The organism is Pseudomonas sp. yb_9 (genome assembly GCF_043103635.1).
Taxonomy (GTDB): domain Bacteria; phylum Pseudomonadota; class Gammaproteobacteria; order Pseudomonadales; family Pseudomonadaceae; genus Aquipseudomonas; species Aquipseudomonas monteilii.
Map to the genome: position 1 here is coordinate 61,065 of NZ_JBICKA010000043.1, position 23,527 is coordinate 84,591.

At 62.2% G+C, this 23,527-nt stretch carries 28 protein-coding genes; 15 read left to right on the forward strand and 13 right to left on the reverse strand.

Annotation, left to right across the window (positions count from 1 at the left end; all coding sequences use genetic code 11):
- Positions 1 to 201 precede the first annotated feature (201 nt).
- The 4 genes from ACF8MI_RS11345 to ACF8MI_RS11360 all read left to right on the forward strand — a co-directional run bounded on the left by ACF8MI_RS11345 (position 202) and on the right by ACF8MI_RS11360 (position 3,539).
- The gene (locus ACF8MI_RS11345; RefSeq protein WP_060497626.1) at positions 202 to 477 is read left to right on the forward strand and encodes a hypothetical protein; all 276 of its coding nucleotides are present in this window, start codon (positions 202 to 204) and stop codon (positions 475 to 477) included.
- Positions 478 to 561: 84 nt separating this feature from the next.
- Positions 562 to 1,722, forward strand: coding sequence for a nitrogen regulation protein NR(II) (locus ACF8MI_RS11350; protein WP_019096530.1), 1,161 nt, complete (start codon positions 562 to 564; stop codon positions 1,720 to 1,722).
- A 5-nt stretch (positions 1,723 to 1,727) separates the two neighbouring features.
- Positions 1,728 to 3,173 carry an ATPase domain-containing protein gene (locus tag ACF8MI_RS11355; protein WP_060497625.1) on the forward strand — a complete coding sequence of 482 codons (1,446 nt, stop codon included), beginning with the start codon at positions 1,728 to 1,730 and terminating at the stop codon, positions 3,171 to 3,173.
- Between the two features lie 12 nt (positions 3,174 to 3,185).
- On the forward strand, positions 3,186 to 3,539 hold the full coding sequence (locus tag ACF8MI_RS11360) for a response regulator (protein ID WP_016711425.1): 354 nt from the start codon (positions 3,186 to 3,188) through the stop codon (positions 3,537 to 3,539).
- Positions 3,540 to 3,584: 45 nt separating this feature from the next.
- Here ACF8MI_RS11360 and csrA read toward each other — a convergent pair whose 3' ends face one another.
- From csrA to ACF8MI_RS11400, 8 genes are all read right to left on the reverse strand, one after another.
- On the reverse strand, positions 3,585 to 3,782 hold the full coding sequence (csrA, locus tag ACF8MI_RS11365; protein ID WP_392517536.1) for a carbon storage regulator CsrA: 198 nt from the start codon (positions 3,780 to 3,782) through the stop codon (positions 3,585 to 3,587).
- A gap of 253 nt (positions 3,783 to 4,035) precedes the next feature.
- The gene (locus ACF8MI_RS11370; RefSeq protein WP_200928557.1) at positions 4,036 to 5,058 is read right to left on the reverse strand and encodes a DNA topoisomerase IB; all 1,023 of its coding nucleotides are present in this window, start codon (positions 5,056 to 5,058) and stop codon (positions 4,036 to 4,038) included.
- A gap of 57 nt (positions 5,059 to 5,115) precedes the next feature.
- Positions 5,116 to 6,207, reverse strand: a complete 1,092-nt coding sequence (gene modC / locus ACF8MI_RS11375; protein WP_200928556.1) for a molybdenum ABC transporter ATP-binding protein — start codon at positions 6,205 to 6,207, stop codon at positions 5,116 to 5,118.
- Between the two features lies 1 nt (position 6,208).
- Complete coding sequence (modB, locus tag ACF8MI_RS11380) at positions 6,209 to 6,889, reverse strand: molybdate ABC transporter permease subunit (protein ID WP_060497621.1); 681 nt, start codon at positions 6,887 to 6,889, stop codon at positions 6,209 to 6,211.
- A complete protein-coding gene (gene modA, locus ACF8MI_RS11385) occupies positions 6,889 to 7,647 on the reverse strand; it encodes a molybdate ABC transporter substrate-binding protein (protein WP_060497620.1) in 759 nt (252 codons plus the stop codon). Before modA ends, modB begins: the two co-directional genes overlap by 1 nt.
- Positions 7,648 to 7,735: 88 nt before the next feature.
- Positions 7,736 to 8,812 carry a nitronate monooxygenase family protein gene (locus ACF8MI_RS11390; RefSeq protein ID WP_164524777.1) on the reverse strand — a complete coding sequence of 359 codons (1,077 nt, stop codon included), beginning with the start codon at positions 8,810 to 8,812 and terminating at the stop codon, positions 7,736 to 7,738.
- Between the two features lie 51 nt (positions 8,813 to 8,863).
- On the reverse strand, positions 8,864 to 9,034 hold the full coding sequence (locus tag ACF8MI_RS11395) for a hypothetical protein (protein WP_164524776.1): 171 nt from the start codon (positions 9,032 to 9,034) through the stop codon (positions 8,864 to 8,866).
- 7 nt (positions 9,035 to 9,041) lie between these two features.
- The gene (locus ACF8MI_RS11400) at positions 9,042 to 9,344 is read right to left on the reverse strand and encodes a DUF1883 domain-containing protein (RefSeq protein ID WP_003250918.1); all 303 of its coding nucleotides are present in this window, start codon (positions 9,342 to 9,344) and stop codon (positions 9,042 to 9,044) included.
- 159 nt (positions 9,345 to 9,503) lie between these two features.
- Here ACF8MI_RS11400 and ACF8MI_RS11405 point away from each other — a divergent pair, with 159 nt between their 5' ends.
- The 8 genes from ACF8MI_RS11405 (at position 9,504) to ACF8MI_RS11440 (ending at position 16,861) form a co-directional block, all read left to right on the forward strand.
- Complete coding sequence (locus ACF8MI_RS11405; RefSeq protein WP_060497618.1) at positions 9,504 to 9,863, forward strand: hypothetical protein; 360 nt, start codon at positions 9,504 to 9,506, stop codon at positions 9,861 to 9,863.
- A gap of 77 nt (positions 9,864 to 9,940) precedes the next feature.
- A complete protein-coding gene (locus tag ACF8MI_RS11410) occupies positions 9,941 to 10,591 on the forward strand; it encodes a cytochrome c (RefSeq protein WP_060497617.1) in 651 nt (216 codons plus the stop codon).
- Positions 10,588 to 11,502 carry a c-type cytochrome gene (locus ACF8MI_RS11415; protein ID WP_060497616.1) on the forward strand — a complete coding sequence of 305 codons (915 nt, stop codon included), beginning with the start codon at positions 10,588 to 10,590 and terminating at the stop codon, positions 11,500 to 11,502. The genes ACF8MI_RS11410 and ACF8MI_RS11415 overlap by 4 nt, the downstream gene beginning before the upstream one ends.
- 251 nt (positions 11,503 to 11,753) lie before the next feature.
- A complete protein-coding gene (galU, locus tag ACF8MI_RS11420) occupies positions 11,754 to 12,593 on the forward strand; it encodes a UTP--glucose-1-phosphate uridylyltransferase GalU (protein WP_016711416.1) in 840 nt (279 codons plus the stop codon).
- A gap of 97 nt (positions 12,594 to 12,690) precedes the next feature.
- On the forward strand, positions 12,691 to 14,046 hold the full coding sequence (gene gorA / locus ACF8MI_RS11425) for a glutathione-disulfide reductase (RefSeq protein WP_060497615.1): 1,356 nt from the start codon (positions 12,691 to 12,693) through the stop codon (positions 14,044 to 14,046).
- A 206-nt stretch (positions 14,047 to 14,252) separates the two neighbouring features.
- Positions 14,253 to 14,816 carry an alkyl hydroperoxide reductase subunit C gene (gene ahpC / locus ACF8MI_RS11430; RefSeq protein WP_003250537.1) on the forward strand — a complete coding sequence of 188 codons (564 nt, stop codon included), beginning with the start codon at positions 14,253 to 14,255 and terminating at the stop codon, positions 14,814 to 14,816.
- Positions 14,817 to 14,942: 126 nt separating this feature from the next.
- Positions 14,943 to 16,505 carry an alkyl hydroperoxide reductase subunit F gene (gene ahpF, locus ACF8MI_RS11435; protein ID WP_200928555.1) on the forward strand — a complete coding sequence of 521 codons (1,563 nt, stop codon included), beginning with the start codon at positions 14,943 to 14,945 and terminating at the stop codon, positions 16,503 to 16,505.
- Between the two features lie 167 nt (positions 16,506 to 16,672).
- On the forward strand, positions 16,673 to 16,861 hold the full coding sequence (locus ACF8MI_RS11440; RefSeq protein ID WP_043199601.1) for a hypothetical protein: 189 nt from the start codon (positions 16,673 to 16,675) through the stop codon (positions 16,859 to 16,861).
- A 4-nt stretch (positions 16,862 to 16,865) separates the two neighbouring features.
- Here ACF8MI_RS11440 and ACF8MI_RS11445 read toward each other — a convergent pair whose 3' ends face one another.
- The 3 genes from ACF8MI_RS11445 to nhaR all read right to left on the reverse strand — a co-directional run bounded on the left by ACF8MI_RS11445 (position 16,866) and on the right by nhaR (position 19,797).
- Complete coding sequence (locus ACF8MI_RS11445; protein WP_060497614.1) at positions 16,866 to 17,513, reverse strand: YceH family protein; 648 nt, start codon at positions 17,511 to 17,513, stop codon at positions 16,866 to 16,868.
- 88 nt (positions 17,514 to 17,601) lie between these two features.
- On the reverse strand, positions 17,602 to 18,813 hold the full coding sequence (sstT, locus tag ACF8MI_RS11450) for a serine/threonine transporter SstT (protein ID WP_104834445.1): 1,212 nt from the start codon (positions 18,811 to 18,813) through the stop codon (positions 17,602 to 17,604).
- Between the two features lie 90 nt (positions 18,814 to 18,903).
- A complete protein-coding gene (gene nhaR, locus ACF8MI_RS11455) occupies positions 18,904 to 19,797 on the reverse strand; it encodes a transcriptional activator NhaR (RefSeq protein WP_060497612.1) in 894 nt (297 codons plus the stop codon).
- Between the two features lie 131 nt (positions 19,798 to 19,928).
- Here nhaR and ACF8MI_RS11460 point away from each other — a divergent pair, with 131 nt between their 5' ends.
- Both ACF8MI_RS11460 and ACF8MI_RS11465 read left to right on the forward strand, forming a co-directional pair.
- The gene (locus ACF8MI_RS11460) at positions 19,929 to 20,168 is read left to right on the forward strand and encodes a hypothetical protein (protein ID WP_156867714.1); all 240 of its coding nucleotides are present in this window, start codon (positions 19,929 to 19,931) and stop codon (positions 20,166 to 20,168) included.
- A gap of 29 nt (positions 20,169 to 20,197) precedes the next feature.
- Positions 20,198 to 20,950: a TerC family protein gene (locus ACF8MI_RS11465; protein WP_019096844.1), complete on the forward strand. Its 753-nt coding sequence runs from the start codon at positions 20,198 to 20,200 to the stop codon at positions 20,948 to 20,950.
- A 45-nt stretch (positions 20,951 to 20,995) separates the two neighbouring features.
- On the opposite strand, the gene ACF8MI_RS11470 is transcribed toward ACF8MI_RS11465, so the two are convergent.
- Positions 20,996 to 21,172: a hypothetical protein gene (locus tag ACF8MI_RS11470; RefSeq protein ID WP_164524771.1), complete on the reverse strand. Its 177-nt coding sequence runs from the start codon at positions 21,170 to 21,172 to the stop codon at positions 20,996 to 20,998.
- Between the two features lie 223 nt (positions 21,173 to 21,395).
- Here ACF8MI_RS11470 and ACF8MI_RS11475 point away from each other — a divergent pair, with 223 nt between their 5' ends.
- A complete protein-coding gene (locus tag ACF8MI_RS11475) occupies positions 21,396 to 22,073 on the forward strand; it encodes a peptidase C39 family protein (RefSeq protein ID WP_200928554.1) in 678 nt (225 codons plus the stop codon).
- Between the two features lie 114 nt (positions 22,074 to 22,187).
- Here ACF8MI_RS11475 and ACF8MI_RS11480 read toward each other — a convergent pair whose 3' ends face one another.
- Complete coding sequence (locus tag ACF8MI_RS11480) at positions 22,188 to 23,471, reverse strand: FAD-binding oxidoreductase (RefSeq protein ID WP_060497609.1); 1,284 nt, start codon at positions 23,469 to 23,471, stop codon at positions 22,188 to 22,190.
- Positions 23,472 to 23,527: the final 56 nt, after the last annotated feature.

The window sequence follows — 23,527 nt, forward strand, 5'->3', positions numbered from 1 at the left end:
ATGCTTGACGGGGTCGTAACGACCGGCTCGCTTCTAAGCAGAAGGGCTTCGCAATCAAGCGCGCTTTATAACCCATTGTTATAGTTGAGTCAACTGCAGCACCTATGATCAACAGAATGAAGGGGCGAGCGAACGGATAATTGACACTTTGCTGTCATTGCGCCACTGTGGCCCTTTTATTGGATCCAAGAGTATGCGGCGATGACTCAGTCCGACGCTTGCGAGCGTGTCGTGCGCCCGCGGCTGTTCTGGCGGCTGCTGTTTGCGCAGGTGATCGTGTTGGGGGCTTTTCTCTACCTCAGCCTGGTCAGCCTGGGTGTTTACCTGCTGATGTTGGGGTTCGATGCCGATCATCCTCAACCGCAGCGGCTGATGGCCCTGGCAGGTGGCGGTGTTATCATGCTGGTTGGCCTGTGGCTGCTGAAAGTCGCCATGCCGCGACGCATCAGCCCGATACTGGTCGAGCCTGAACGGTGACCCACGGTAGCTGCACGGCTGTTTGTCACCGGGCGTCTTCGGCTAAGCTCATTTTGTTCCTCCCGCTGTGCCAGTGGAGCTTGCATGGTTTCAGCTGACTGCCCCGACCACCCCGTCATGCCTGCCCACCGCTACGAGCAGCTGGTTCAGTCGGTGGTGGACTACGCCATCTACATGCTTGACCCAGCCGGCCATGTGGTGTCGTGGAATGCCGGTGCGCAACGGATCAAGGGTTACCGCGCCGATGAAGTGATCGGCAAGCATTTCTCGCTGTTCTTCACGCCGCAGGACTGTGCCGACGGCCGCCCGGAGCGCTTGTTGCGCCAGGCGCTGGAGCAGGGTGTAGCGCAGGATGAAGGGTGGCGCGTGCGCAAGGATGGTACACAGTTCTGGGCCTTGGCGGCGCTGGACGTGATCCGCGACGACCAGGGCCAGATCATCGGCCTGGCCAAAGTTACCCGGGACATCACGGACCGCCGCGAGTCGGCGATGCAACTGGACGCGGTGCGCGCCCAGCTGTTCCAGGCACAGAAACTGGAGGCCCTCGGCCAACTGACTGGCGGGCTGGCGCATGACTTCAACAACATGCTGACCATCATCATCAGTTCGGCGCGCCTGGCGATAGCCACCCAGGACCCGGCGCGTGCCCAGCGCATGCTGCAGCATATTCTGGATGCCGGGCAGCGAGGCACTGAACTGACCCAGCAACTGCTCAGCTTTGCCCGCCACCGCAAACTCGATGTGGCGTGTGTAGCGCCGGCAGACCTTGTAGCTGCCACGCGTGGGCTCCTGGAACATGCCCTGCCCAGTTCGATTGACCTGCAGGTGCAGTTGCAGGCGGACTTGCCGCTGATCGAAGTGGATGCCGGGCAATTGCAGATGGTGCTGCTGAACCTGTTGTTCAACGCCCGCGATGCCATCGCAGGGGAGGGCCGGATAGGCTTGTCGGCCGAAGTAGTCGAACTGGCGGGCGACGTGGAAGGGTTGCAAGGCCGTTTCGTGCGTTTTGTGGTGGCAGACAGCGGCGAAGGCATTGCGCCTGAGGTATTGCCACGCATCTTCGAGCCGTTCTTCACGACCAAACCTTTCGGCAAGGGCACTGGCTTGGGCCTTAGCCAGGTATATGGCTTTGCCAGGCAGAGCGGCGGCGCCATTTTTGTCGACAGTGAGCCCGGCCACGGAACTTCCATGCAACTTTACTTGCCAACGTATCAGGACAAGACCCACAGCAATCTCGACAGGTGAGCATCATGGCACAGGCACTCAGGCGGCTGGTGACGGGTATCGAAGGGCTCGATGCCTTGCTCAAGGGTGGCTTGGTAGCCGGTGCCTCCTACATCATTCAGGGCCCACCGGGTGCGGGCAAGACCATTCTCGCCAACCAGCTGGCCTGCGGCCATGTACGCGGCGGTGGCCGGGTGCTGGTGGCCACCTTGCTGAGCGAGTCGCATGAGCGGCTGTTCCAGTACCTGGGCACGCTGGACTTCTTCGACCCTTCGCTGGTCGGCGACCAGATCCAGTTTGTCAGTGCCTTCGACACCCTTGAGCAGGAAGGGCTGGATGCCGTTGTGCGGCTGTTGCGCCAGGAAATCGCCCGGCAGCAGGCCAGCTTGCTGATCGTCGACGGTGTACTCAATGCCCGGGTGCGCGCGGAAACTGCGCTGGACACCAAGAAGTTCGTCTCCGAGCTACAGGGTCATGCGGCCTTCGCCGGCTGCACGGTGCTGCTGCTCACCAGCGCACGGCTGGACGAGGGCAGCCCGGAACACACCATGGTCGATGGCGTGATCGAGTTGGGTGAGCAACTGGTGGGCAGCCGCGCCGTGCGCCATATCCAGCTGCGCAAGACGCGCGGCAGTGGGGCGTTGTCGGGGCGCCATGAGTGCCTTATCGATGAAAGCGGCATGCATGTCTACCCGCGCCTTGAGGCGTTGTTCAGCCACCCCAGCCAGCTGGGCAGCGCCATCCCTGCACGCATCAGCAGCGGTGTGCCAAGCCTGGATGAAATGCTCGACGGCGGCCTGTCCACGGGGTCGGTCAGCTTGCTGATCGGGCCTTCGGGTATTGGCAAGACATCCTTGGGGCTGGCCTTTCTGGGGGCCAGCACTGCGCAAGCGCCGGGGCTGCATTTCGGCTTCTACGAAACCCCCGAACGCCTGCGTAGCAAGGCTGCATCGCTGGGTTACGACTTTGCAGCGATGGAACGCGCCGGCAGCCTGCAGCTGTGCTGGCAACCGACCACCGAAGGTTTGTTGGACCAGGTAGGGGCGCGCCTGCTCGAACGTGTCGAGGCGCAGGGCTGCAAGCGCGTGCTGATTGATAGCCTCGGGGCGTTCAGCCGACTGGCTGTTGACCCGGCGCGTCTCAATGCATTTTTCCGCGCCTTGACCGGTGAACTGCGCGCGCGTGATGTGAGCGTGATGCTGACCTGGGAAATGCGCGATATCTTCGGCTCGGAAATCAGCGCCCCGGCCCCGGACCTGTCGAGCATCGTCGACAACCTGATGCTGATGCGCTTCGTCGAGCTAGATTCGCAGCTGCGGCGCATGCTGTCGATCCTCAAGGTGCGTGACAGTCACCATGACCCTGCTTTGCACGAACTGCTGATGGGGCCGCAAGGCATTAGCCTGCGCAAGGCGTTCGAAGGCGCCTGTGGCGTGCTCTCGGGAACGCCGGTGCCGCAAGGGGGCGGGTGACGGAGCAGGCCCATGAACACCATCCTGATCGTCGATGACGAGTACCTGATTGCCGATATCCTCGGTTTTGCCCTGGAGGACGAAGGCTACCTGGTGGAAAAGGCGAGCAATGGCTGCAAGGCGCTGGAAGCGCTGAAGGAGAAGCGTGTTCAGCTGGTCATCACCGATTACATGATGCCGCTGCTAAACGGTGAAGAGCTGGTGCGCTCGATGCGTGAAGACCCGGCCTTGAGCGAGTTACCGGTCATCCTCATGAGCGGCGCACAGGCCAACCAGGGATGCCCGGAACTGTTCGCCGCCGTGTTCGACAAACCGTTCGACATGGACTGTATGGTCGCCAAGGTGCACGAACTGCTCGGCACCTGAGGCGTGGGGCGATCAAGCGCGTCCGTGCGGCTTGAGGCAGGTCGCTCAGTGCGAGTCGTCGTGCTTTTCCGGGGCCGGGCTGCCGGCCTGGATGCGCTTGAAGATTTCTTCGCGATGAACCTGAACATCTTTCGGTGCATCGATCCCGATCCTCACCTGCACCCCTTTGACGCCCAGAATGGTGACTTTGATGTCATCGTTGATGACGATGCTTTCGCCAACCTTGCGGGTGAGTATCAGCATGTAGATCTCCTTGGTGATGTAAAAGACCGCCAGGCTAATTGCCTTGGCGGCGGGAGCGGGTCCCTCTTCCTTCTCATTAAAGACGCTTTCGGCGGATAGTAATTCCCCGACAGACAAATTCTGTTGCGAGTCTTCAGTTGCAGGTGCCGAAGCAAACCGTCAGCGTTTTGCCGGTCAAGGTGCTCGATGGCAAGAATAGGGCGCTTGGCGGCCAATGGGAAATTTCTTCGCATCATGGGGTGAATAGACAGGCTTAATGGTCATCCTGTTCCTCAAGTGCCTGCAGAAATATCAGCAATGCCACTTCTTCGGGGTCCAGCCCTTTGCGCACTCGGCTTTTCGGCAAGTTGGCCAGGCGCCCCAAGGCATAGTGCTCAAGTACCGCAGGGTGTATATAACAACGCCTGCACACTGCGGGCGTATTGCCAAGGCGTTTGGCGACCTGGCGGACTACTGCGGCGACTTGGCGTTTGGCCTCGGCGTCCGGCTCCCAGGCCAAGGGCTTCAGCAGGTCCAGGGCCAGGCTGCTGCCGGCCCAGGTGCGGTAGTCCTTGGCGGTGAAGTCGGCGCCGGTCAGTTGCTGCAGAAACTGGTTGACCTCGCTGGAGCCGACGCTGTGGCGCTGGCCGTCCTCATCCAGGTATTGAAACAGTGCTTGTCCGGGCAGTTCCATGCAGCGTTTGAGCAGGCTGGCAAGCCGCCGGTCATTGAGGGTGACGTTGTGCTCCACGCCGCGCTTGCCGCGGAACTGGAAGCGGATAGTGCTGCCTTTGACCTGCACATGACGGTTGCGCAGAGTGGTCAGGCCATACGACTGGTTGTCGCGCAGGTAGCGTTGATTACCAATGCGGATCAGGGTGTGGTCGAGCAAGCTCACTACCAGCGCCATCACTTTTTCCCGGTCCAGGCCTGGCCGTGCCAGGTGGCTCTCCAGTTGTGCGCGCAGTGCAGGCAGGGCCTGGGCAAAGGCCAGCATACGCCCATACTTGTGCTGGTCGCGCAGCTCGCGCCACTGCGTGTGGTAGCGGTACTGCTTGCGGCCACGCGCGTCGCGGCCGGTTGCTTGCAGGTGGCCCTGTGGGTCGGTGCATATCCACACATCCGTGTAGGCCGGCGGAATCACCAGTGACGCGATGCGGGCGAGGGTTTCGCTGTCGCGCACCCGTTGGCCATCGGTATCCAGGTAGATGAAACGGTCGCGCCAGCGACGCCGGGTCAGGCCCGGCTGGCTGTCGTCAACGTAGTGCAGGGTGCGTGGCAGGGGGCAGTCGAGCATGGGCGGCAGGCCTCAATCAAGTCACTGATCAATGGACAACGCCCGTGTAAAGGATGCTCAGCGCAATAGGGCCACCGACTTGATCTGGGCAAACAGCGCCTGACCCGTGTGCAGGCCGAGCTGGTCTGCCGAGAAGCGGGTGATGCGGGCGAGCAAGGCATTGCCGCCGGCATCCAGGCTCACCAGCACATGGGCCGGGTTATCGGCCGGGCGGCTTTCGCGCACACGCACCGGCAGGCGGTTGAGAATGCTCGATGTGCTGTCAGCCGTCAGCGCCAGGCTGACGTCCCGGGCTTGCACCTTTACTCGCAAGGTACTGCCCATCACATGTGCCGGATGGGCGATGCGCAACAGTGGCGCGCCGCTGCCGGGCAGACGCAGGTCGAGCAGGTCGTAGTGCGGGTCATGCCCCACCACCATGCCGTCGAAGACGACGCCGGCATCCTCGCCCTGGGCCAATGACAGGTCCAGGCGTGCCAGGGTTTCGCCGATCGCGCCGCTGGCCACCGCCTTGCCTTGCTCCAGCAGTACCAGGTGGTCGGCCAAGCGTGCCACTTCATCCTGGGCGTGGCTGACATACACCAATGGAATGTCCAGTTCGTCGTGCAGGCGCTCAAGGTAAGGCAGGATCTCGCGCTTGCGCGGCCCGTCCAGGGCCGCCAGGGGCTCGTCCATCAACAGCAGGCGCGGGCTGCTGAGCAGGGCGCGGGCAATGCCCACCCGCTGCGCTTCGCCACCCGACAAGGTAGCGGGACGGCGTTCCAGCAGGTGGCCGATACCCAGTAGCTGGCAGGCCTGGTCGAGGCTGACCTTGCGTTCGGCAGCGGCCACCCGGCGCCAGCCGAACTCAAGGTTGCCGCGCACTGACAGGTGCGGGAACAGGCTGGCCTCCTGGAACACATAGCCAACCGGGCGCAGGTGCGGTGCCTGGAAGTAGCGGCGGGTACTGTCTTCCCAGACTTCGCCGTTAACCTCGATGTAGGCGCTGGCGGCCCGTTCCAGCCCGGCCAGGCAGCGCAGGCAGCTGGTCTTGCCAGAGCCCGAGTGGCCGAACAGCGCGCTGATGCCGCGCCCCGGAAGGTGCAGGTCGACGTCCAGGGTAAAGTCGTCGCGCGACAGGTTCAGGCGCGCCACAATCGATGCGGTCATATCAGCTCCAGCCAGCTTTGCCACGGCGCCCGGCGTACAACAGGAGCAGCACCAGGAAAGAGAACACCAGCATGGCACCGGCCAGCCAGTGGGCTTGTGAATACTCCATGGCCTCGACGTGATCGAAGATCTGCACCGAAACCACGCGGGTCTTGTCGGGGATGTTGCCGCCAATCATCAGCACCACGCCAAACTCGCCCACGGTGTGGGCAAAGCCAAGAATGCTGGCGGTGACGAAGCCAGGCCGGGCCAGTGGCAGCACCACATGCACGAAGGTGTCCCACGGGCTGGCGCGCAGGGTGGCAGCGACTTCCAGTGGACGCTGGCCGATCGCACCAAAGGCATTTTGCAACGGCTGCACCACAAACGGCATGGAATACACCGTCGAACCGATCACCAGGCCCGTGAAGCTGAACACCACGCTGCCCAGGCCAAGCGCCTGGGTGGCCTGACCGAGCCAGCCGTGCGGGCCGAGGGCGATCAGCAGGTAAAAGCCGATCACCGTCGGTGGCAGCACCAGCGGCAGTGCCACCACCGCACCCACCGGCCCGCGCAGCCATGAGCGCGTGCGCGCCAGCCACCAGGCGATGGGTGTGCCGATAATCAGCAGGATCAGGGTGGTCAGGCTGGCCAGTTTAACGGTCAGCCAGATTGCCCCCAGGTCACTGGCATCCAGTGGCATCAGATTTCATAGCCGTAGGACTTGATTACCGCTGCGGCTTTTGGGCCTTTAAGGTATTCCACCAGCGCCTTGGCGGCGGCGTTGTCCTTGCCTTTGTTGAGGATTACGGCGTCCTGGCGGATCGGGTCGTGCAGGTTGGCTGGCACGATCCAGGCCGAGCCACTGGTCACCTTGCCGTCCTTGTAGATCTGCGACAGGGCGACGAAGCCCAGCTCGGCATTGCCGGTGGAGACGAACTGGAAGGCCTGGGTGATGTTCTGGCCTTCGACGATCTTGCCTTTGGTGGCTTCGGTGAGCTTCAGCTTGTCCAGCACCTGGGTGGCGGCCAGGCCGTAGGGTGCCGCTTTCGGGTTGGCGATCGACAAGTGCTGGTAGGTGTTTTTCTTCAGTACTTCACCCTTGGCATCTACGTAGCCTTCTTTGGCCGACCACAGGGCGAGGGTGCCGATGGCGTAGGTAAAGCGCGAACCGGGGACGATTTCTTTTTCGTCTTCAAGCTTTTTCGGGGTGGTGTCGTCAGCGGCAAGGAACACTTCGAACGGTGCGCCGTTCTTGATCTGGGCATAGAACTGCCCGGTGGCGCCGTAGGCCGCGACCAGCTTGTGGCCGGTGTCTTTCTCGAAGGCTTTGGCAATGGCCTGGATAGGGGCTGTGAAGTTGGCTGCGACCGCGACCTGAACCTCATCGGCCCAGGCCGTGTTGAAGGCGAACAGGCTGGCCAGGGCGGTGAAGGCCAGGTGGGACGGGCGGATACGCATGAAAACAGCTCCTTGGGGTTATCGTTATGTCCTGAACTATATAGCGATAGGCCATTTGCCGGGAAGAGGGCCAGCCTGCTGAAGAAGCCTAACGATAAACCACGGCCAGTGCCTGTTCGGCAATCGCCCGGGTCAAATCCCCGGCCGGCATGTGCCGGCCCAGCCGCAGCGCCTGCCCCGACCACAAGTTGCTGAAATCACTGTTGCCCTGCGGCTCGGCAATCGCCCGCAGTGGCATCAATGCTCCACCCGCCAGCGGGAAGCGCGGTGCAAGCGCGCTCATCGGCCCCAGCTCACGCATGATGCGGTTGTTGATGCCACGCGCCGGGCGCCCGGTAAACAGGTTGGTCAACGCGGTGTCGCTGGCAGAGGCACTGTCCAGGGCTTTGCGATGAGCCGGCGAAACCTTGGCCTCGGGGCAGAACAGATAAGCGGTTCCGATCTGAACAGCCGACGCGCCCAACGCCAGTGCCGCCACCAGGCCGCGGTGGTCACCGATACCGCCAGCGGCGATGACCGGCACACTGACCGCATCCACTACCTGCGGCACCAGGGCGAAGGTGCCGATCTGGCTGGTGATGTCATCGCTAAGGAACATGCCGCGGTGGCCGCCGGCTTCATACCCCATGGCGATGATCGCGTCACAGCCGTGGCGCTCCAGCCAAACCGCTTCTTCCACCGTGGTGGCGCTGGACAGTACCTTGGCACCGCTGGCCTTCACCCGTTGCAGCAGTTCAGCCTGCGGCAGGCCAAAGTGAAAGCTGACCACTTCCGGGCGCAGTTGCTCGACCAGTTGGCAGCTTTGCTCATCGAACGGCGCACGGTTGGACACCGGCGTGGGCGCCGAAAAGTCGGCCCCCGTTTCACTGTAATAACGGGCCAGGGCCTGCTTCCAGCGTACATCGCGCGCGCTGTCGGGCGCGGGTGGCTGGTGGCAGAAGAAGTTCAGGTTCAGCGGGCGGCCCGGGCAACCGGCGCGCAATGCGGCGATTTCCGCACGTATCTGTTCGCCGGTAAGCATGGCGCAGGGCAGGGCGCCCAGCCCGCCTGCCAGGCCCACGGCGATGGCCATGGGCGAGCCTGTCGCACCGGCCATGGGGGCCTGGAGAATGGGCAGCTCGATGCCCAGCAGATCGAGGATTCGGCGGTCGGGCCAATGGCTCATGCGGTTCTCCATGTGCGGGGCGGGCGGCGCTACAGGGGCTTGAAGCGGGTTTTACAAGGCCTTGCTGACCTGGATGTCGCTGATCTTCTCGGCGTCTTCGCCGTGGATCTTGCGCAGGGCTTCCAGGGCTTGCTCCTGAGAGGCATCCTGCATGAGTGCGAAGTCCCAGCGGCGCTGGCCGTCGAGCTTGTATTTGATGACGTACTTGATGGTCTGGGTCATGGGGGCCTTATCTGAGTTTCGACGACGAACGGCGGATGATCTTGATCTTGTGGGTCAGGGTCGGCTTGCGGGTGACCGAGATCGGGCGGGTGGTGACGGTATCGATGGTGATGTTCCAGAAGCCCGTGCTGGGTACGGTGATTTTCGCCGGGAACTTCTCGAAATGGCCGCCGTGGTAAGTGTGACGGCCGCCATTCTTGAAGCTGCGGAAGTTGGCGTCGTTCATCAGGCGGATATTGCAGCGCTGGGAGCACTCGATGACGACGATGTCGTCCTCGTTCAGGTGCTCGCGCTGGTGTACGAATTTCATGTGATGCTCCGCAAGGTTTGGATCTGCAAACGCAAACGATACCACGATGTGCCGTTACACTGCCGCGCTGTTCACCCGGCGCAGATAATTCTGCCAAAGCAGGGAGCAAAACCGCCCGGCTGTGGTCAAACCGAACTCTTGAAGGCAGAGGTGTTGCAAATGAAGTGGATGGTGGCCGCGTTAGCGGTGACGCTCGGTGGCTGCGTGAGCGTTACGGAGCTGGAGCAATCACGCGAAACGCTGGATGTGATTTCTGGCAAGAGCCCGCGTGAATATGCCGACTGCGTCAAGCAGAAGCTGGCCGATACCCGCGACCCGCTGACTGAAGAGCAGCGCGGTGACGGCCTGCGGCTGATCGTGCCGCAAAAACTCACGTCGGGTGCCGGGCCGGCGGCGCTTGTGGATATCGACAAGCGTGGCAGCGGTAGCAGCATCAAGCTGCACGAGCGGCTGAACAACTTCCCCCTGCGCCTGGGCGATGTGCGTACCGCAGCCACCCAGTGCATCTCCGGAAATTGATCTGAGGCAACGGACCTTCCGCTCTTTGCTTATATGTTTTAAGCCTAAACATATAACAAAAGAGAAGGAGTTTCGTGATGACACCGTTGAGACGCGTCGTGATCGGCAGCCTGCTGATCCTGGCCTGGCCGACGGCGCATGCCGCCGATGGCCAGAAAATCTTCACCCAGGGTGGGGCCAACCCCGCCGCCATGGCCTGCCTCGGCTGCCATGGCCCGGACGGCAAGGGTATTGCTGCTGCCGGCTTTCCTCGTTTGGCCGGGCTACCGGCCGGTTACCTCAGCAAGCAACTGCATGACTGGCGCAACGGCAGCCGCAAGCAGCCGGTGATGGAGCCGTTGGCCAAGGCCCTGAGCGAAGATGAAATCAAGGCGGTCAGCCTGTACCTGGCCAGCCTGCCGGCAGACCCCGTTGGCGACCTGCGCCGCCAGCAGATGGCCGATGACCCTACCACTCGCATGGCCCTGTACGGCGACTGGAGTCGGCAGATTCCCGGCTGCGTGCAATGCCATGGCCCCGGTGGCGGCGGGGTCGGCGAACACTTCCCGCCCTTGGCCGGCCAGCCCGCCAGCTACCTGGTGGCGCAGCTCAATGCCTGGCGCGACGGTAGCCGCAGCAATGACCCCAACCAGCTGATGGTGGGCGTGGCCAAGGCCATGACCGATGACGAGATCAAGGCCGTTGCCGAGTTCTTCGCCCACCCCGTCAGCCAGGAGGTCAAGCCATGAAACCGATGATTCCAGCCTTGTTGCTGCTGGCCATGGGCAGCGCCCAAGCCGCGCCGATCGCCATGGAAGACCAGTCGCAGCTGAAGGTGCCCGATGTGCAGGTGGCGCCGCAGTTCATGCCGCCCGCCGAAAGCGAGTTGCCTGACAATGCCTTTGGCAAGACAGTGCGTGAAGGCCATGCCTTGTTCGTCGACACCCGTCGCCTGATGCCAGAGGCCGTGGGCAACGGCATGAACTGCAGCAACTGCCACCTTGATCAGGGGCGGCTAGCCCATTCGGCACCGTTGTGGGGCGCTTACCCGATGTACCCCGCGTACCGCAAGAAGAATGACAAGGTGAACACCTACGCCGAGCGCATCCAAGGGTGTTTCCAGTTCAGCATGAACGGCAAGCCGCCTGCTGCCGACAGCCCGCAGATGACGGCGCTGGCCGTGTACTCGTACTGGCTTTCGACCAAGGCACCTACCGGCGTGGAGATTGCCGGGCGTGGCTACCCTGAGGTGCCGCCACCCAAGGGCGGCTACGACTTCAAGCGTGGCCAGCAGGTGTACCGCGAGCAATGCGCGATTTGCCACGGTGACAGCGGCGAAGGGCAGAAGGTGGCGGGCGAATACGTGATGCCACCGCTGTGGGGCAAGGATTCCTACAACTGGGGCGCCGGCATGCACCGTATCAACACGGCGGCGTCGTTCATCAAGTACAACATGCCGCTGGGCAAACCGGGCAGCCTCAGTGACCAGCAGGCTTGGGACGTGGCGGCGTGGATCAACCGCCATGAGCGGCCTCAGGACCCACGTCTGGTGGAAGGCTCCATCGAGAAGACGCGGGTGAAGTTTCATGCCAATGATGGCGTGAACCTATACGGGCAGAAGGTTGACGGGGTGCTGGTCGGCCAGGGCACGGGCAGTTGATGGGGGCCTGTGCCGGCCTCTTCGCGGCGGTTCGATGCCTCGCTAAACCCGCGAAAAGGCCGGTACGGGCAACATCATTTTGCTGTCATCCATCCGTCATGTATGACCGTAATATTTACGATGCCCCGGAACTATCTACACTGGGATATCTCTATGATGGCATCGGTCGATACCAGGGGGCATTGTAAGGTGACTGCCGCCTGATTAGACTGCGCCGAATTCCACAGGCCTAGCCTTTTGTAAGGACGTTTATGATCAAGAAATGCTTGTTCCCGGCAGCCGGCTACGGTACTCGCTTCCTGCCCGCTACCAAAGCCATGCCCAAGGAAATGCTGCCGGTGGTCAACAAGCCACTGATCCAGTATGGCGTTGAAGAAGCATTGGATGCTGGTCTGAACGAGATCTCCATCGTGACCGGTCGCGGCAAGCGCGCGCTGGAAGATCACTTCGACATCAGCTACGAGCTGGAAAACCAGATCAAGGGCACCGACAAGGAAAAATACCTGGTCGGCATCCGTCGCCTGCTCGACGAGTGCTCGTTCTCCTACACCCGCCAGACCGAAATGAAGGGCCTGGGCCACGCCATCCTGACCGGTCGCCCGCTGATCGGCGACGAGCCGTTCGCCGTGGTGCTGGCGGATGACCTGTGCGTCAACCTCGAAGGTGAAGGCGTGTTGGCGCAAATGGTTGCGCTGTACAAGAAGTATCGCTGCTCGATCGTCGCCATCCAGGAAGTCGATCCGCAGGAAACCAACAAGTACGGCGTCATCGCCGGTGAAGAGATCAAGGACGGCATCTTCCGTGTCGACGCCATGGTCGAGAAGCCGAAGCCTGAAGATGCCCCATCGAACCTGGCAATCATCGGCCGTTACATCCTGACCCCGGACATCTTCGAGAAGATCGAACAGACCGAACCTGGCAAAGGCGGCGAGATCCAGATCACCGATGCCCTGATGAAGCAAGCGGCCGAAGGCAACGTGATCGCCTACAAGTTCAAGGGCAAGCGTTTCGACTGCGGTGGTGCCGAGGGCTACATCGAGGCGACCAACTTCTGCTTCGAGAACTTCTACAAGGCTGGCAAGGCTTACTGATAAGCCCTGCTGGTACAAGAGCCACCCTTCGGGGTGGCTTTTTTGTTTGCGGCGGCCAACGGCGTTATGCTGGGCGCCTGCCTAGGAGACTGAATACATGGCCTACGATTTTGATCTGTTTGTGATTGGCGCCGGTTCTGGCGGTGTGCGCGCGGCGCGCTTTGCCGCCGGCTTTGGCGCAAAGGTGGCTGTGGCCGAAAGCCGCTACCTGGGCGGTACCTGCGTCAACGTTGGCTGTGTACCGAAAAAGTTGCTGGTGTACGGCGCGCATGTCGCTGACGAGCTCGAGCAGGCCGCAGGGTTTGGCTGGACCTTGGAAGAGGGGCATTTCGACTGGGGTACCCTGATTGCCAACAAGAATCGCGAGATCGAGCGCCTCAACGGCATCTACCGCAACCTGTTGGTCAATAGCGGTGTGACCCTGCTGCAGGGCCATGCGCGGCTGACCGGCGCCAATGAAGTGGAGGTCGAAGGCCAGCGCTATACGGCCGAGCATATCCTGATCGCCACCGGTGGCTGGCCACAGGTGCCGGAGATCCCGGGCAAGGAGCTGGCCATCACCTCCAACGAAGCCTTCTACCTCAAGGACCTGCCACGACGGGTGTTGGTTGTGGGGGGCGGTTACATCGCCGTCGAGTTCGCCGGTATCTTCCAGGGCCTGGGGGCCGATACCACGCTGCTCTATCGAGGCGACCTGTTCCTGCGCGGCTTCGATGGCTCGGTGCGCACGCACTTGAAGGAAGAGCTGGAAAAGCGCGGCCTGAACCTGCAGTTCAACGCCGACATCCAACGCATCGACAAGCTGGAAGATGGCAGCCTCAAGGCCACGTTGAAAGACGGCCGCGAATTGGTGGCAGATTGTGTGTTCTACGCCACAGGCCGGCGCCCGATGCTGGACAACCTGGGCCTGGAGAACACGGGCGTAGAGCTGGATCCACGCGGTTACATTCGCGTCGATGACCAGTACCAGACTACCGCCCCGTCGATTCTGGCCATTGGCGATGTCATCGGCCGTGTTCAGCTGACCCCCGTGGCCTTGGCCGAGGGCATGGCGGTGGCACGTCGCTTGTTCAAGCCAGAGCAATACCGCCCGGTGGATTACCAGAACATTCCGACTGCGGTGTTCAGCCAGCCGCCTATTGGTACTGTCGGCCTGACCGAGGAGCAGGCGCTGGAGGCCGGGCATAAGGTGCAGGTGTTCGAAAGCCGCTTCCGCGCCATGAAGCTGACACTCACCGACATCCAGGAAAAGACCCTGATGAAGCTGGTGGTCGATGCCGACACCGACAAGGTGCTGGGTTGCCACATGGTGGGCCCTGACGCTGGCGAGATCATCCAGGGCCTGGGCATTGCCCTGAAGGCCGGTGCGACCAAGCAACAGTTCGACGAGACCATCGGCGTCCACCCGACGGCGGCTGAAGAGTTCGTGACCATGCGCACCGTGACCCGCTGATGCTAACGGCCTCGTTGCTGGCTTGCCGGCAATGAGGCCCAAACGCACCCCGCAATCCTTTGCTCAGCCGATTCCCTTCTATTAATAAACCCCGGTTATAGCCAAAACCAATCGCAAGCATGAGCTTTGCCAATGAGCCATCTGCGGGATGATTAGTTAGGATTCTATCCATCAACTGATTCCAACCCCATGAAGGAGCGTCTCTCATGCCAATCATCAACAGCCAGGTCAAACCGTTCAACGCCACTGCCTACCACAAAGGCGAGTTCGTTCAGGTCAGCGAAGCCGACCTGAAAGGCAAGTGGTCTGTCGTGTTCTTCTACCCGGCCGACTTCACCTTCGTATGCCCGACCGAGCTGGGTGACCTTGCTGACAACTACGCCGAGTTCCAGAAGCTGGGCGTGGAAATCTACGGTGTGTCCACCGACACCCACTTCACCCACAAAGCCTGGCACGACACCTCGGACACCATCGGCAAGATCGAATACCCGCTGATCGGTGACCCGACCCACGTCATCTCGCGCAACTTCGACGTGCTGATCGAAGAAGCCGGCCTGGCCGATCGCGGTACCTTCGTGATCAACCCGGAAGGCCAGATCAAGATCGTCGAACTGAACGACGGTGGTGTAGGCCGCGATGCTGCCGAACTGCTGCGTAAAGTGAAGGCTGCCCAGTACGTTGCCGCTCACCCAGGCGAAGTGTGCCCGGCCAAGTGGAAAGAAGGCGAAGCCACCCTGGCGCCATCGCTGGACCTGGTCGGCAAGATCTAAGGCTATGTGCATGTCGTGGGCGGTAGCCAGCCGCCAAAGCTGAAGTAGTCACCGCCCCGTAAAAGCGCCCGGGCGACCTCGCCTGGGCGTTTTTGTATCCGAGTTTTGAAAAAAGGAATCGCCCGTATGTTGGACGCCACGCTTAAATCGCAACTGAAAACCTACCTGGAGCGGGTCACCCAGCCGATCGAGATCGTTGCCTCCCTCGACGACGGCGCGAAGTCCCGCGAATTGCATGACCTGCTGGTGGAAATTGCCAGCCTGTCAACCTTGATTACCCTGCGCGCGGATGGTGATGACGCCCGTCGTCCATCGTTCTCGCTCAATCGCCCCAATGGCGAGATCAGCCTGCGCTTTGCAGGTATCCCCATGGGTCACGAATTCACCTCGCTGGTGCTGGCGCTGCTGCAAGTCGGCGGCCACCCGTCCAAGGCCAGTGCCGAAGTGATCGAGCAGATCCAGGCGCTGGAAGGCGAGTTCACCTTCGAAACCTACTTCTCGCTGTCGTGCCAGAACTGCCCGGATGTGGTTCAGGCGCTTAACCTGATGGCGGTGTTGAACCCTAATGTGCGCCATGTGGCCATCGACGGTGCGTTGTTCCAGGCAGAAGTGGAAGCGCGCAAGATCATGGCGGTGCCGAGCATCTACCTGAACGGTGAAGTGTTTGGCCAGGGCCGTATGGGCCTGGAAGAAATCCTAGGCAAGATCGACACCAACGCCGGTGCTCGCCAGGCCGAGAAGATCAACGCCAAGGACGCCTTTGATATTCTGGTGGTCGGCGGTGGCCCAGCCGGCGCGGCAGCGGCCATCTACGCCGCACGTAAAGGCATCCGCACCGGCGTCGCCGCCGAGCGTTTCGGCGGCCAGGTGCTCGATACCCTGGCCATCGAAAACTTCATCTCGGTGCAGGAAACCGAAGGGCCGAAGTTGGCCACGGCGCTGGAAGAGCACGTCAAGCAGTACGACGTGGACATCATGAACCTGCAGCGCGGCGAAGCACTGATCCCGGCCACCGATGGCGGCCTGCATGAAGTACGCCTGGCCGGCGGCGCATCGCTCAAGGCCAAGACCGTGATCCTGGCCACCGGCGCCCGCTGGCGCGAAATGAATGTGCCGGGCGAGCAGGAATACCGCGCCCGTGGTGTCGCCTACTGCCCGCATTGTGACGGCCCGCTGTTCAAGGGCAAGCGTGTAGCGGTGATCGGTGGTGGCAACTCGGGCGTGGAAGCGGCCATCGACCTGGCCGGTATCGTCGCCCAGGTGACGCTGATCGAGTTCGACAGCCAGCTGCGGGCCGATGCGGTGTTACAGCGCAAACTGCACAGCTTGCCGAACGTGAAAGTGATCACCAGCGCACTGACCACCGAAGTGCTGGGCAATGGTGAGAAAGTGACCGGCCTGCGCTACAAGGACCGTACCACCGATGAACAGCATGAAGTGGCGCTGGAAGGTATCTTCGTGCAGATCGGCCTGCTGCCGAACACCGACTGGCTGAAAGGCACCGTCGAGCTGTCGCCGCGTGGTGAGATCATCGTCGATGCCAAGGGCCAGACCAGCATCCCGGGTGTGTTTGCGGCGGGTGACGTGACCACCGTGCCGTACAAGCAGATCGTGATTGCGGTGGGCGAGGGGGCCAAGGCCTCGCTGGCAGCCTTCGACCACCTGATCCGGACTTCGGCGCCGGCGTAAGCCCGTACCGGCCTCTTCGCGGGCAAGCCCGCTCCCACAAGTACTGCACACACCTTGATGTTGTGGCAGTCACTGTGGGAGCGGGCTTGCCCGCGAAAGGGCTGGTATTGGCAAAGTTGTACTTGAAGGTGTCTATGCTTACTGCAGATCCCTCAGGAACAACTCTCATGACCCTGATCAGCCGCGAACCCTGGTGGTTAGTCCCTCCAAAGCCCGGGCAGAAAGAACAGGACCTGCACTGGGGTTACCTGGAAATCTACGCCGACGGCCGCACCGTGTTCGTCGACCAGCGCCCCAGTGACAGGGAGCTGGCCGAACGCAAGAGCTGCCGCAACTTCCCCGACCGCGAGCCGTGACGGCTCAGCCTTCCAGCTCGGCCAGGCGCGCCTCCAGCGCCGCAATGCGGGCTTCCAGGGCTTCGATCCGTTCTTCCGACACACTGGCGCCACTGCTGCGCACGCCACCTTCCTGCTGGCGTGCAGCGAGGATCGCCTCGATTTCCGCCGGGTCACCCAATGCATGGGTGTAGCGGTCTTCACGCTGGCCGGCCTGGCGCGGCAGGTGCAAGGCCAGATCCCGCGATATCAGGCGTTCCAGCTGGTGCTGGATCTGTTCGGTGTCGTCGAAGTCGTGCAGGCGGTTACTGCGGGTCAGCAGTTCGTTGAGGGTTTGCGGGCCGCGCAGGAACATCAAGCCCATCAGCACCAGTTGGGCCGGTACCAGCTCCAGGGCCTTGTCTACCCGCTGTTCCCAGCGATCGGCACGGCTGCCCATCTGCAGGCGGGTCATGTCTTGCCCTTCGAGGGCACGCAGGGCCTGGCCGACCTGGCCTTGTGTAAGGTTCATCACCGGCTCGCGGCTGGTCTTCTGGTTGCAGGCCAGGACCAGGGCATTGAGGGTCAGTGGGTAGCTTTCCGGGCTGGTGGCCTGCTTTTCGATCAGTGAGCCGAGAACGCGGATCTCGATGCTGTTGAAGCGGCCTTCACCTGCGGTTTCGTGTTCTGACATGGCCCTGTCTCATTGCTGTGGAAAGGCCACTAGGGTAGGTAATGCCACGGTGTATAGCAATTGGGGCCGCGATGCGGCCCCGACAATCTCAAGCGCTGCGCCGCTCTTCTGCCTGGCACGCCGCTGCAGTGAACAGCACATCGGTCGAAGAATTCAGCGCCGTTTCGGCCGAATCCTGCAGCACACCGATAATGAAGCCCACCGCTACCACTTGCATGGCAATTTCACTGGGGATACCAAACAGGCTGCACGCCAGTGGAATCAACAACAGCGAACCACCTGCCACACCCGATGCGCCGCAGGCACATACCGCAGCCACCACGCTGAGCAGCACGGCAGTTGGCAGGTCCACCTGGATACCCAGGGTGTGTACCGCTGCCAGGGTCAGCACGGTGATGGTAATGGCGGCACCGGCCATGTTGATGGTGGCACCCAGCGGGATCGAGACCGAATAGGTATCTTCATGCAGGCCAAGGCGCTCCGACAGGGCCAGGTTGACCGGGATGTTGGCCGCCGAGCTACGGGTGAAGAACGCGGTAATGCCGCTTTCGCGCAGGCACAGCAGGGTGAGTGGGTAGGGGTTGCGGCGGATTTTCCAGAACACGATCAGTGGGTTCATGATCAGCGCCACGAACAGCATGCAGCCGATCAGGACTGCAAGAAGGTGCAGGTAGCCGAGCAGAGCGTCCAGGCCAGACTGCGCCAGGGTGGCGCTGACCAGGCCAAAGATGCCCAGCGGGGCGAAACGGATGACCACGCGCACGATCAGGGTCACGCCATTGGACAAGTCTTCCACGACCGTGCGGGTGGCCGGGCTGGCATGGCGCAGCGCAACGCCCAGGCCGATGGCCCAGCTCAGGATGCCGATGAAATTACCGCTGAGCAGCGCGTTGACCGGGTTGTCCACTGCGCTGAGCACCAGGTTCTGCAGAACCTCGCTGATGCCTCCCGGAGCCGCCAGTGTGGCATCACCCGCGCTCAGCGCCAGCGTGGAAGGGAACAGCATGCTGGCAACGACCGCCACAGCCGCCGCGGCAAAAGTGCCTAGCAGGTACAGCCACAGAATTGGCCGAATGTGGGTTTCCTGACCGTGGCGGTGATTCGCGATCGAGGCCATGACCAGGATGAACACCAGGACCGGCGCAACCGCTTTCAGCGCGCTGACGAACAGTTTGCCGAGAAAGGCGAGGTCCAGGGCCATGGCGGGCGCCAGCAGGGCCAGTGCAATACCGGCAAGCAGGCCAATGACGATCTGCGTCACCAGGCTGGTTCGGTTGAGTAGGCGAAGTACAGGGGACATGTGCAGCACAATCTCATTATTGTGAAAGGGCGCGACTTTAGCACAGAGCGCGGCGGCGCAGCCTCGGCTGTGTCGTCGCAGGGGCCAACGTCACCAGTGAAACAACTCCCGCCGTGCGCCTTCGGTAATCGCCACGATCCCCGGGTGCTTGACCTTGCGTTCCACCGAAATGGCATAGAACGACTCATGCACGGCCTCGGTCTGCCCGATCAGTTCCACGCCATACTGGCGGCACACTTCGTCGGTAATCACGCTGGGGGCGACGAAAATGCCGCTGCCTGACTGCCCGAACGCCTGCATCAAGGCACTGTCATCGAACTCGCCCACGATCCGTGGCTGCACCTGTTGCTCGCCTAGCCAGCGCAGCAGGCGGCTGCGCACCACGGTCTCCTGGCCGGGAACAAGCAGCGGTGCATCCTGCAGGCAAGCCGGGAAGGGGCCGTCCAGCCGTTGTGCCAGCGCCGGGGTGGCGAAGAAGCTCAGTCCGCATTCGCCCAGTTTCTGGCTGTAGCCTTTGATGTCCAGGTGGCTGGGCATGGGGCTGTCGGAAATCACCAGGTCCAGGCGCTGGATGGCCAGGTCTGCCAACAACCGCTCGAGTTTGTCTTCGCGGCAGTTGATGCGCAGCACTTCATCCAGCTCCATGGTCGGTGCCAGCAGGCGGTAGACGATGGATTTGGGCACCACGTCGGCCACCCCCACGCGGAACAGGATCTGCTCTTGCGGGCCGGCGCGCAGCATGGCTTCCAGCTCGCCGCCGATCTGGAACATCTGCTCGGCATAAACCAGCGCCTGGCGGCCTGTCTCGGTCAGCTCCAGCTGTCGGCCCGCACGCTGGAACAGCTCCAGGCCATAGGTTTGCTCGAACAGGCTGATCTGCCCGCTGATGGTTTGTGGTGTGAGGTTGAGCTGTTCGCTGGCGCGGGTGATGCTGCCCGTCTTGGCCACCACCCAGAAGTAATGCAGTTGGCGATAGTTGAGCACCGTCGGTCGCCCCGATTCGTAAAAACCGAAGTATACGCCATGAAAATACGAATTTTCCTGAACTATTGGCGTCTCTAGAATGCACGGCATCAGGCGCCATGCGCCGCCGGGATATTTCATGCGAGGACACCATGCTACAACTCAAATCCATTGGCACCCCGTTGGTGCTGGCGTTGGCCCTGTTCACGCTCGCGGGTTGCGACCAGGCCGAGAAATCCGCCCAGCAGATGCTCGACCAGGCGGCGCAGTCGGCCAAGCAGGCGATCGACGACACCAACAAGGCCGCCCAACAGGCCTTGAGTGAGGCCATCGGCAAAGAAGGGCACACGCTTGAAGATGCCGACAAGAAAAAAGACACTCAGGAAATCTGACCCCACCCCGCCGCTGCAGGATTTGAACAATGGAATACTTGCTGGAACTCGCCGCTAGCCCCACCGCCTGGGTTGCCCTGGCTACGCTGGTGGCCATGGAAGTTGTACTGGGCATCGACAACCTGATCTTCATTTCCATCCTGACCAACAAGCTGCCGGTGGAATACCGTTCCAAGGCGCGTCGCATTGGTATCAGCATGGCCTTGGTCATGCGCCTGGCCTTGCTCAGCACGGTGGCCTGGATCGTTCAGCTGACCGACCCGGTGTTCGAAGTGTTCGGCAACGCCTTCTCGTGGAAGGACGTGATCCTGATTGCCGGTGGCCTGTTCCTGCTGTGGAAGGCGACCAAGGAGATTCACGAAAACGTCGACCCGCACGGCGCCAAGGAAGAAGCCAAGGTGTCGTCTACGGTTACCTTGGGCTTTGCGGCGGCGATCTTCCAGATTTTGCTGCTGGACATCGTCTTCTCGGTGGACAGCATCATCACCGCCGTGGGCATGACCGAGCACTTGCCGATCATGATCATTGCCGTGATCACGGCTGTAATCGTGATGATGGTGGCCGCCGACCCGCTGGCCAACTTTATCAATGACAACCCGACGGTCGTCATGCTGGCCCTGGGCTTCCTGATCATGATCGGCATGACACTGATCGCTGAAGGCTTTGGTGCCCATGTGCCGAAGGGGTATGTGTATGCGGCCATGGCGTTCTCGACCGCGATCGAGATCCTCAACATCCTGGCTCGCAGGGCGCGATTGAAGCGTGAGGCGGCTGAAGGTTGATAAAAAAACGGGGCGCCATGCGCCCCGTTGGCGGTTTCTGAAAGTTTAGTGCACCCCGGCATGCCGCCGTGCCCGGCGTACAGGCTGCGGCCTGGCGGGTGCCTGCGGTGGCAGGTGGTGGTGGGAATGACGCCGCACGATACGGAGTACACCCCACAGCATGGCGGCTGCGACGCTCAGCCACATGCCCACCAGCATGAGGATTGCCATGGTCAGGCTCATCTGTGCCTCCATCTCCAAGGGCAGCGCACGGTCAGCCAGCGCTTGCCTTCCAGACACTGCTTTAGTCTAGCCCTTCGCCTGTGACGTTCCATCGAACAATGGTCTATCTCTGGGTCCGATTTGCTCTAAGCCGCTGTCGGACTATACCCGCGCCGCTGTGGGACCTATGATCGTTGGCCAGAGCCAGGCGCTGCCTGCCTGGCGTTGAAACAAGCGAGCGTCCATGCAGCAACATTCCTTCAAAACCGTCCCCCGTCGGCTGCTGGCTGCCTGCCTGATTGCGGCCAGCCTGGCCGGCTGTGCCAGTGCACCGCCCGCCAACCTCAAGGGCCTGCCGCAGCGTGTCGAGATCAGCAGCGTGCCGTTCTACCGTGGCAACGCCAACCACAGTGGCGCCATGGCCCTGGCGGCCGAGCTGTCGCAGCAGGGCGCGCCCATCACGCCGGGGCTGCTGGACAAACCGTTGAACCTGCCGCAGGGCGCCGAAGCGCTGGACACCGGCATTCCTCGTGTGGCGCGGGACTACGGCATGGTGGTGTACCCGCTGGACAAGCAGCTGGACGCGCTGCTGGCCCAGGTGGCGGCTGGCAACCCGGTGCTGCTGCGTTACGAGGACGGTTCGGCGTGGTGGGGCGAGCCGCGTTATGCGGTGCTGATCGGCTATGACCGTTACAAGCAACGGGTGCTGTTGCGCTCGGGCATGCACCGGCGGCAGGTGATGGCGTTCGATGACTTTGCCTCGGCGTGGGCGAAGCAGGGGAGTTGGGCAGTGCTGGTGCAGCCGCCGAGGCAGTTGCCGGCACAGGTGGATCGTCAGCGCTGGCTGCAGGCGGCGGATGAGCTGGCGCGGGCGGGGCAGGAGATTGCGGCGAAGCAGGCTGTGAGTAGCCTGAACAAATAGCGTTGCCAGCCCTTTCGCGGGCAAGCCCGCTCCCACAGGGATCGCACTGAGCCTGAAACCAGTGCGGAACCTGTGGGAGCGGGCTTGCCCGCGAATAGGCCGGGCCTGCTTACATCAGAAGCCCAGGCGATCGCGCAGGCTGTAGTACCAGGCACCGATGGCGCTGAACGGCACGCGCAGCATCTGGCCACCCGGGAACGGGTAGTGCGGCAGGCCGGCGAAGGCGTCGAAACGCTCAGCCTGGCCACGCAGGGCCTCCGCCAGCACCTTGCCTGCCAGGTGGGTGTAGGTTACGCCGTGGCCCGAGCAGCCCTGGGAGTAGTAGATGTTGTCACCGATACGGCCAACCTGCGGCAGGCGCGACAGGGTCAGCAGGAAGTTGCCGGTCCAGGCGTAGTCGATCTTCACGTTCTTCAGCTGCGGGAAGGCCTTGAGCATCTTCGGACGGATGATCGCCTCGATGTTGGCCGGGTCACGCGCGCCGTACACCACGCCGCCGCCGAAGATCAGGCGCTTGTCGCTGGTGAGGCGGTAGTAGTCGAGCAGGTAGTTGCAGTCTTCGACGCAGTAGTCCTGCGGCAGCAGGGTGCGTGCCAGTTCGTCACCCAGCGGCTCGGTGGTGATCACCTGGGTACCACACGGCATGGACTTGGCGGCCAGTTCCGGTACCAGGTTGCCCAGGTAGGCGTTGCCGGCGACGATGATGAACTTGGCGCGCACTTTACCTTGTGGCGTGTGTACGACCGGGTTGGCACCGCGCTCGATGCGCACCGCTGGGGTTTGCTCATAGATGATGCCGCCCAGCGATTCGACCGCAGCGGCTTCGCCCAGGGCCAGGTTGAGCGGGTGGATGTGGCCGCCGCTCATGTCCAGCATGCCGCCGATATAGCTGTCGCAGGCGACCACTTCGCGGATGCGCTTCTGGTCCATCAGCTCCAGCTGGTTGTGGCCGAAACGTTCCCACAGGCGCTTTTGCGACTCCAGGTGGCCCATCTGCTTGCTGGTGAGGGCGGCGAACACACCACCGTCTTTCAGGTCGCACTGAATGTTGTACTTGGCCACGCGCTCACGAATGATGCGGCCGCCTTCGAAGGCCATGTGGCCCAGCAGTTGCGCCTGCTTGGGGCCAACGGTGCGCTCGATGACGTCGATGTCGCGGCTGTAGCTGTTGACGATCTGGCCGCCGTTGCGGCCCGACGCGCCAAAGCCGACCTTGGCCGCTTCGACGATGCTTACCTTGAAGCCGTTCTCCAGCAGGAATAGGGCGCTGGACAGGCCGGTGTAGCCGGCGCCGATGATGCACACATCGGTTTCCACCTCACCCTGCAGCGCCGGACGTGGCGGCACCGGGTTGGCCGAGGCGGCGTAGTAGGACTGGGGGTAGGGGGTGTTAGCCATGCTGCAGGAACCTCGTGTTTTATATTTTTAACGAATGTACCGATGCTATCAATAAT

What these genes read in the sequence shown, in the direction of transcription:
- ACF8MI_RS11410 (WP_060497617.1), top strand. Translation starts at nt 9,941, where the DNA reads ATGACACCGTTGAGACGCGTCGTGATCGGCAGCCTGCTGATCCTGGCC.
- modB (WP_060497621.1), bottom strand. Translation starts at nt 6,889, where the DNA reads ATGCCACTGGATGCCAGTGACCTGGGGGCAATCTGGCTGACCGTTAAA.
- galU (WP_016711416.1), top strand. Translation starts at nt 11,754, where the DNA reads ATGATCAAGAAATGCTTGTTCCCGGCAGCCGGCTACGGTACTCGCTTC.
- ACF8MI_RS11350 (WP_019096530.1), top strand. Translation starts at nt 562, where the DNA reads ATGGTTTCAGCTGACTGCCCCGACCACCCCGTCATGCCTGCCCACCGC.
- ACF8MI_RS11470 (WP_164524771.1), bottom strand. Translation starts at nt 21,172, where the DNA reads ATGAGCCTGACCATGGCAATCCTCATGCTGGTGGGCATGTGGCTGAGC.
- gorA (WP_060497615.1), top strand. Translation starts at nt 12,691, where the DNA reads ATGGCCTACGATTTTGATCTGTTTGTGATTGGCGCCGGTTCTGGCGGT.
- ahpC (WP_003250537.1), top strand. Translation starts at nt 14,253, where the DNA reads ATGCCAATCATCAACAGCCAGGTCAAACCGTTCAACGCCACTGCCTAC.
- ACF8MI_RS11355 (WP_060497625.1), top strand. Translation starts at nt 1,728, where the DNA reads ATGGCACAGGCACTCAGGCGGCTGGTGACGGGTATCGAAGGGCTCGAT.
- ACF8MI_RS11360 (WP_016711425.1), top strand. Translation starts at nt 3,186, where the DNA reads ATGAACACCATCCTGATCGTCGATGACGAGTACCTGATTGCCGATATC.
- ACF8MI_RS11480 (WP_060497609.1), bottom strand. Translation starts at nt 23,471, where the DNA reads ATGGCTAACACCCCCTACCCCCAGTCCTACTACGCCGCCTCGGCCAAC.
- ACF8MI_RS11400 (WP_003250918.1), bottom strand. Translation starts at nt 9,344, where the DNA reads ATGAAATTCGTACACCAGCGCGAGCACCTGAACGAGGACGACATCGTC.
- ACF8MI_RS11465 (WP_019096844.1), top strand. Translation starts at nt 20,198, where the DNA reads ATGGAATACTTGCTGGAACTCGCCGCTAGCCCCACCGCCTGGGTTGCC.
- sstT (WP_104834445.1), bottom strand. Translation starts at nt 18,813, where the DNA reads ATGTCCCCTGTACTTCGCCTACTCAACCGAACCAGCCTGGTGACGCAG.
- ACF8MI_RS11405 (WP_060497618.1), top strand. Translation starts at nt 9,504, where the DNA reads ATGAAGTGGATGGTGGCCGCGTTAGCGGTGACGCTCGGTGGCTGCGTG.
- ACF8MI_RS11440 (WP_043199601.1), top strand. Translation starts at nt 16,673, where the DNA reads ATGACCCTGATCAGCCGCGAACCCTGGTGGTTAGTCCCTCCAAAGCCC.
- ACF8MI_RS11415 (WP_060497616.1), top strand. Translation starts at nt 10,588, where the DNA reads ATGAAACCGATGATTCCAGCCTTGTTGCTGCTGGCCATGGGCAGCGCC.
- csrA (WP_392517536.1), bottom strand. Translation starts at nt 3,782, where the DNA reads ATGCTGATACTCACCCGCAAGGTTGGCGAAAGCATCGTCATCAACGAT.
- ACF8MI_RS11345 (WP_060497626.1), top strand. Translation starts at nt 202, where the DNA reads ATGACTCAGTCCGACGCTTGCGAGCGTGTCGTGCGCCCGCGGCTGTTC.
- ACF8MI_RS11460 (WP_156867714.1), top strand. Translation starts at nt 19,929, where the DNA reads ATGCTACAACTCAAATCCATTGGCACCCCGTTGGTGCTGGCGTTGGCC.
- ACF8MI_RS11370 (WP_200928557.1), bottom strand. Translation starts at nt 5,058, where the DNA reads ATGCTCGACTGCCCCCTGCCACGCACCCTGCACTACGTTGACGACAGC.
- ACF8MI_RS11395 (WP_164524776.1), bottom strand. Translation starts at nt 9,034, where the DNA reads ATGACCCAGACCATCAAGTACGTCATCAAATACAAGCTCGACGGCCAG.
- modC (WP_200928556.1), bottom strand. Translation starts at nt 6,207, where the DNA reads ATGACCGCATCGATTGTGGCGCGCCTGAACCTGTCGCGCGACGACTTT.
- ACF8MI_RS11390 (WP_164524777.1), bottom strand. Translation starts at nt 8,812, where the DNA reads ATGAGCCATTGGCCCGACCGCCGAATCCTCGATCTGCTGGGCATCGAG.
- ahpF (WP_200928555.1), top strand. Translation starts at nt 14,943, where the DNA reads ATGTTGGACGCCACGCTTAAATCGCAACTGAAAACCTACCTGGAGCGG.
- ACF8MI_RS11445 (WP_060497614.1), bottom strand. Translation starts at nt 17,513, where the DNA reads ATGTCAGAACACGAAACCGCAGGTGAAGGCCGCTTCAACAGCATCGAG.
- modA (WP_060497620.1), bottom strand. Translation starts at nt 7,647, where the DNA reads ATGCGTATCCGCCCGTCCCACCTGGCCTTCACCGCCCTGGCCAGCCTG.
- ACF8MI_RS11475 (WP_200928554.1), top strand. Translation starts at nt 21,396, where the DNA reads ATGCAGCAACATTCCTTCAAAACCGTCCCCCGTCGGCTGCTGGCTGCC.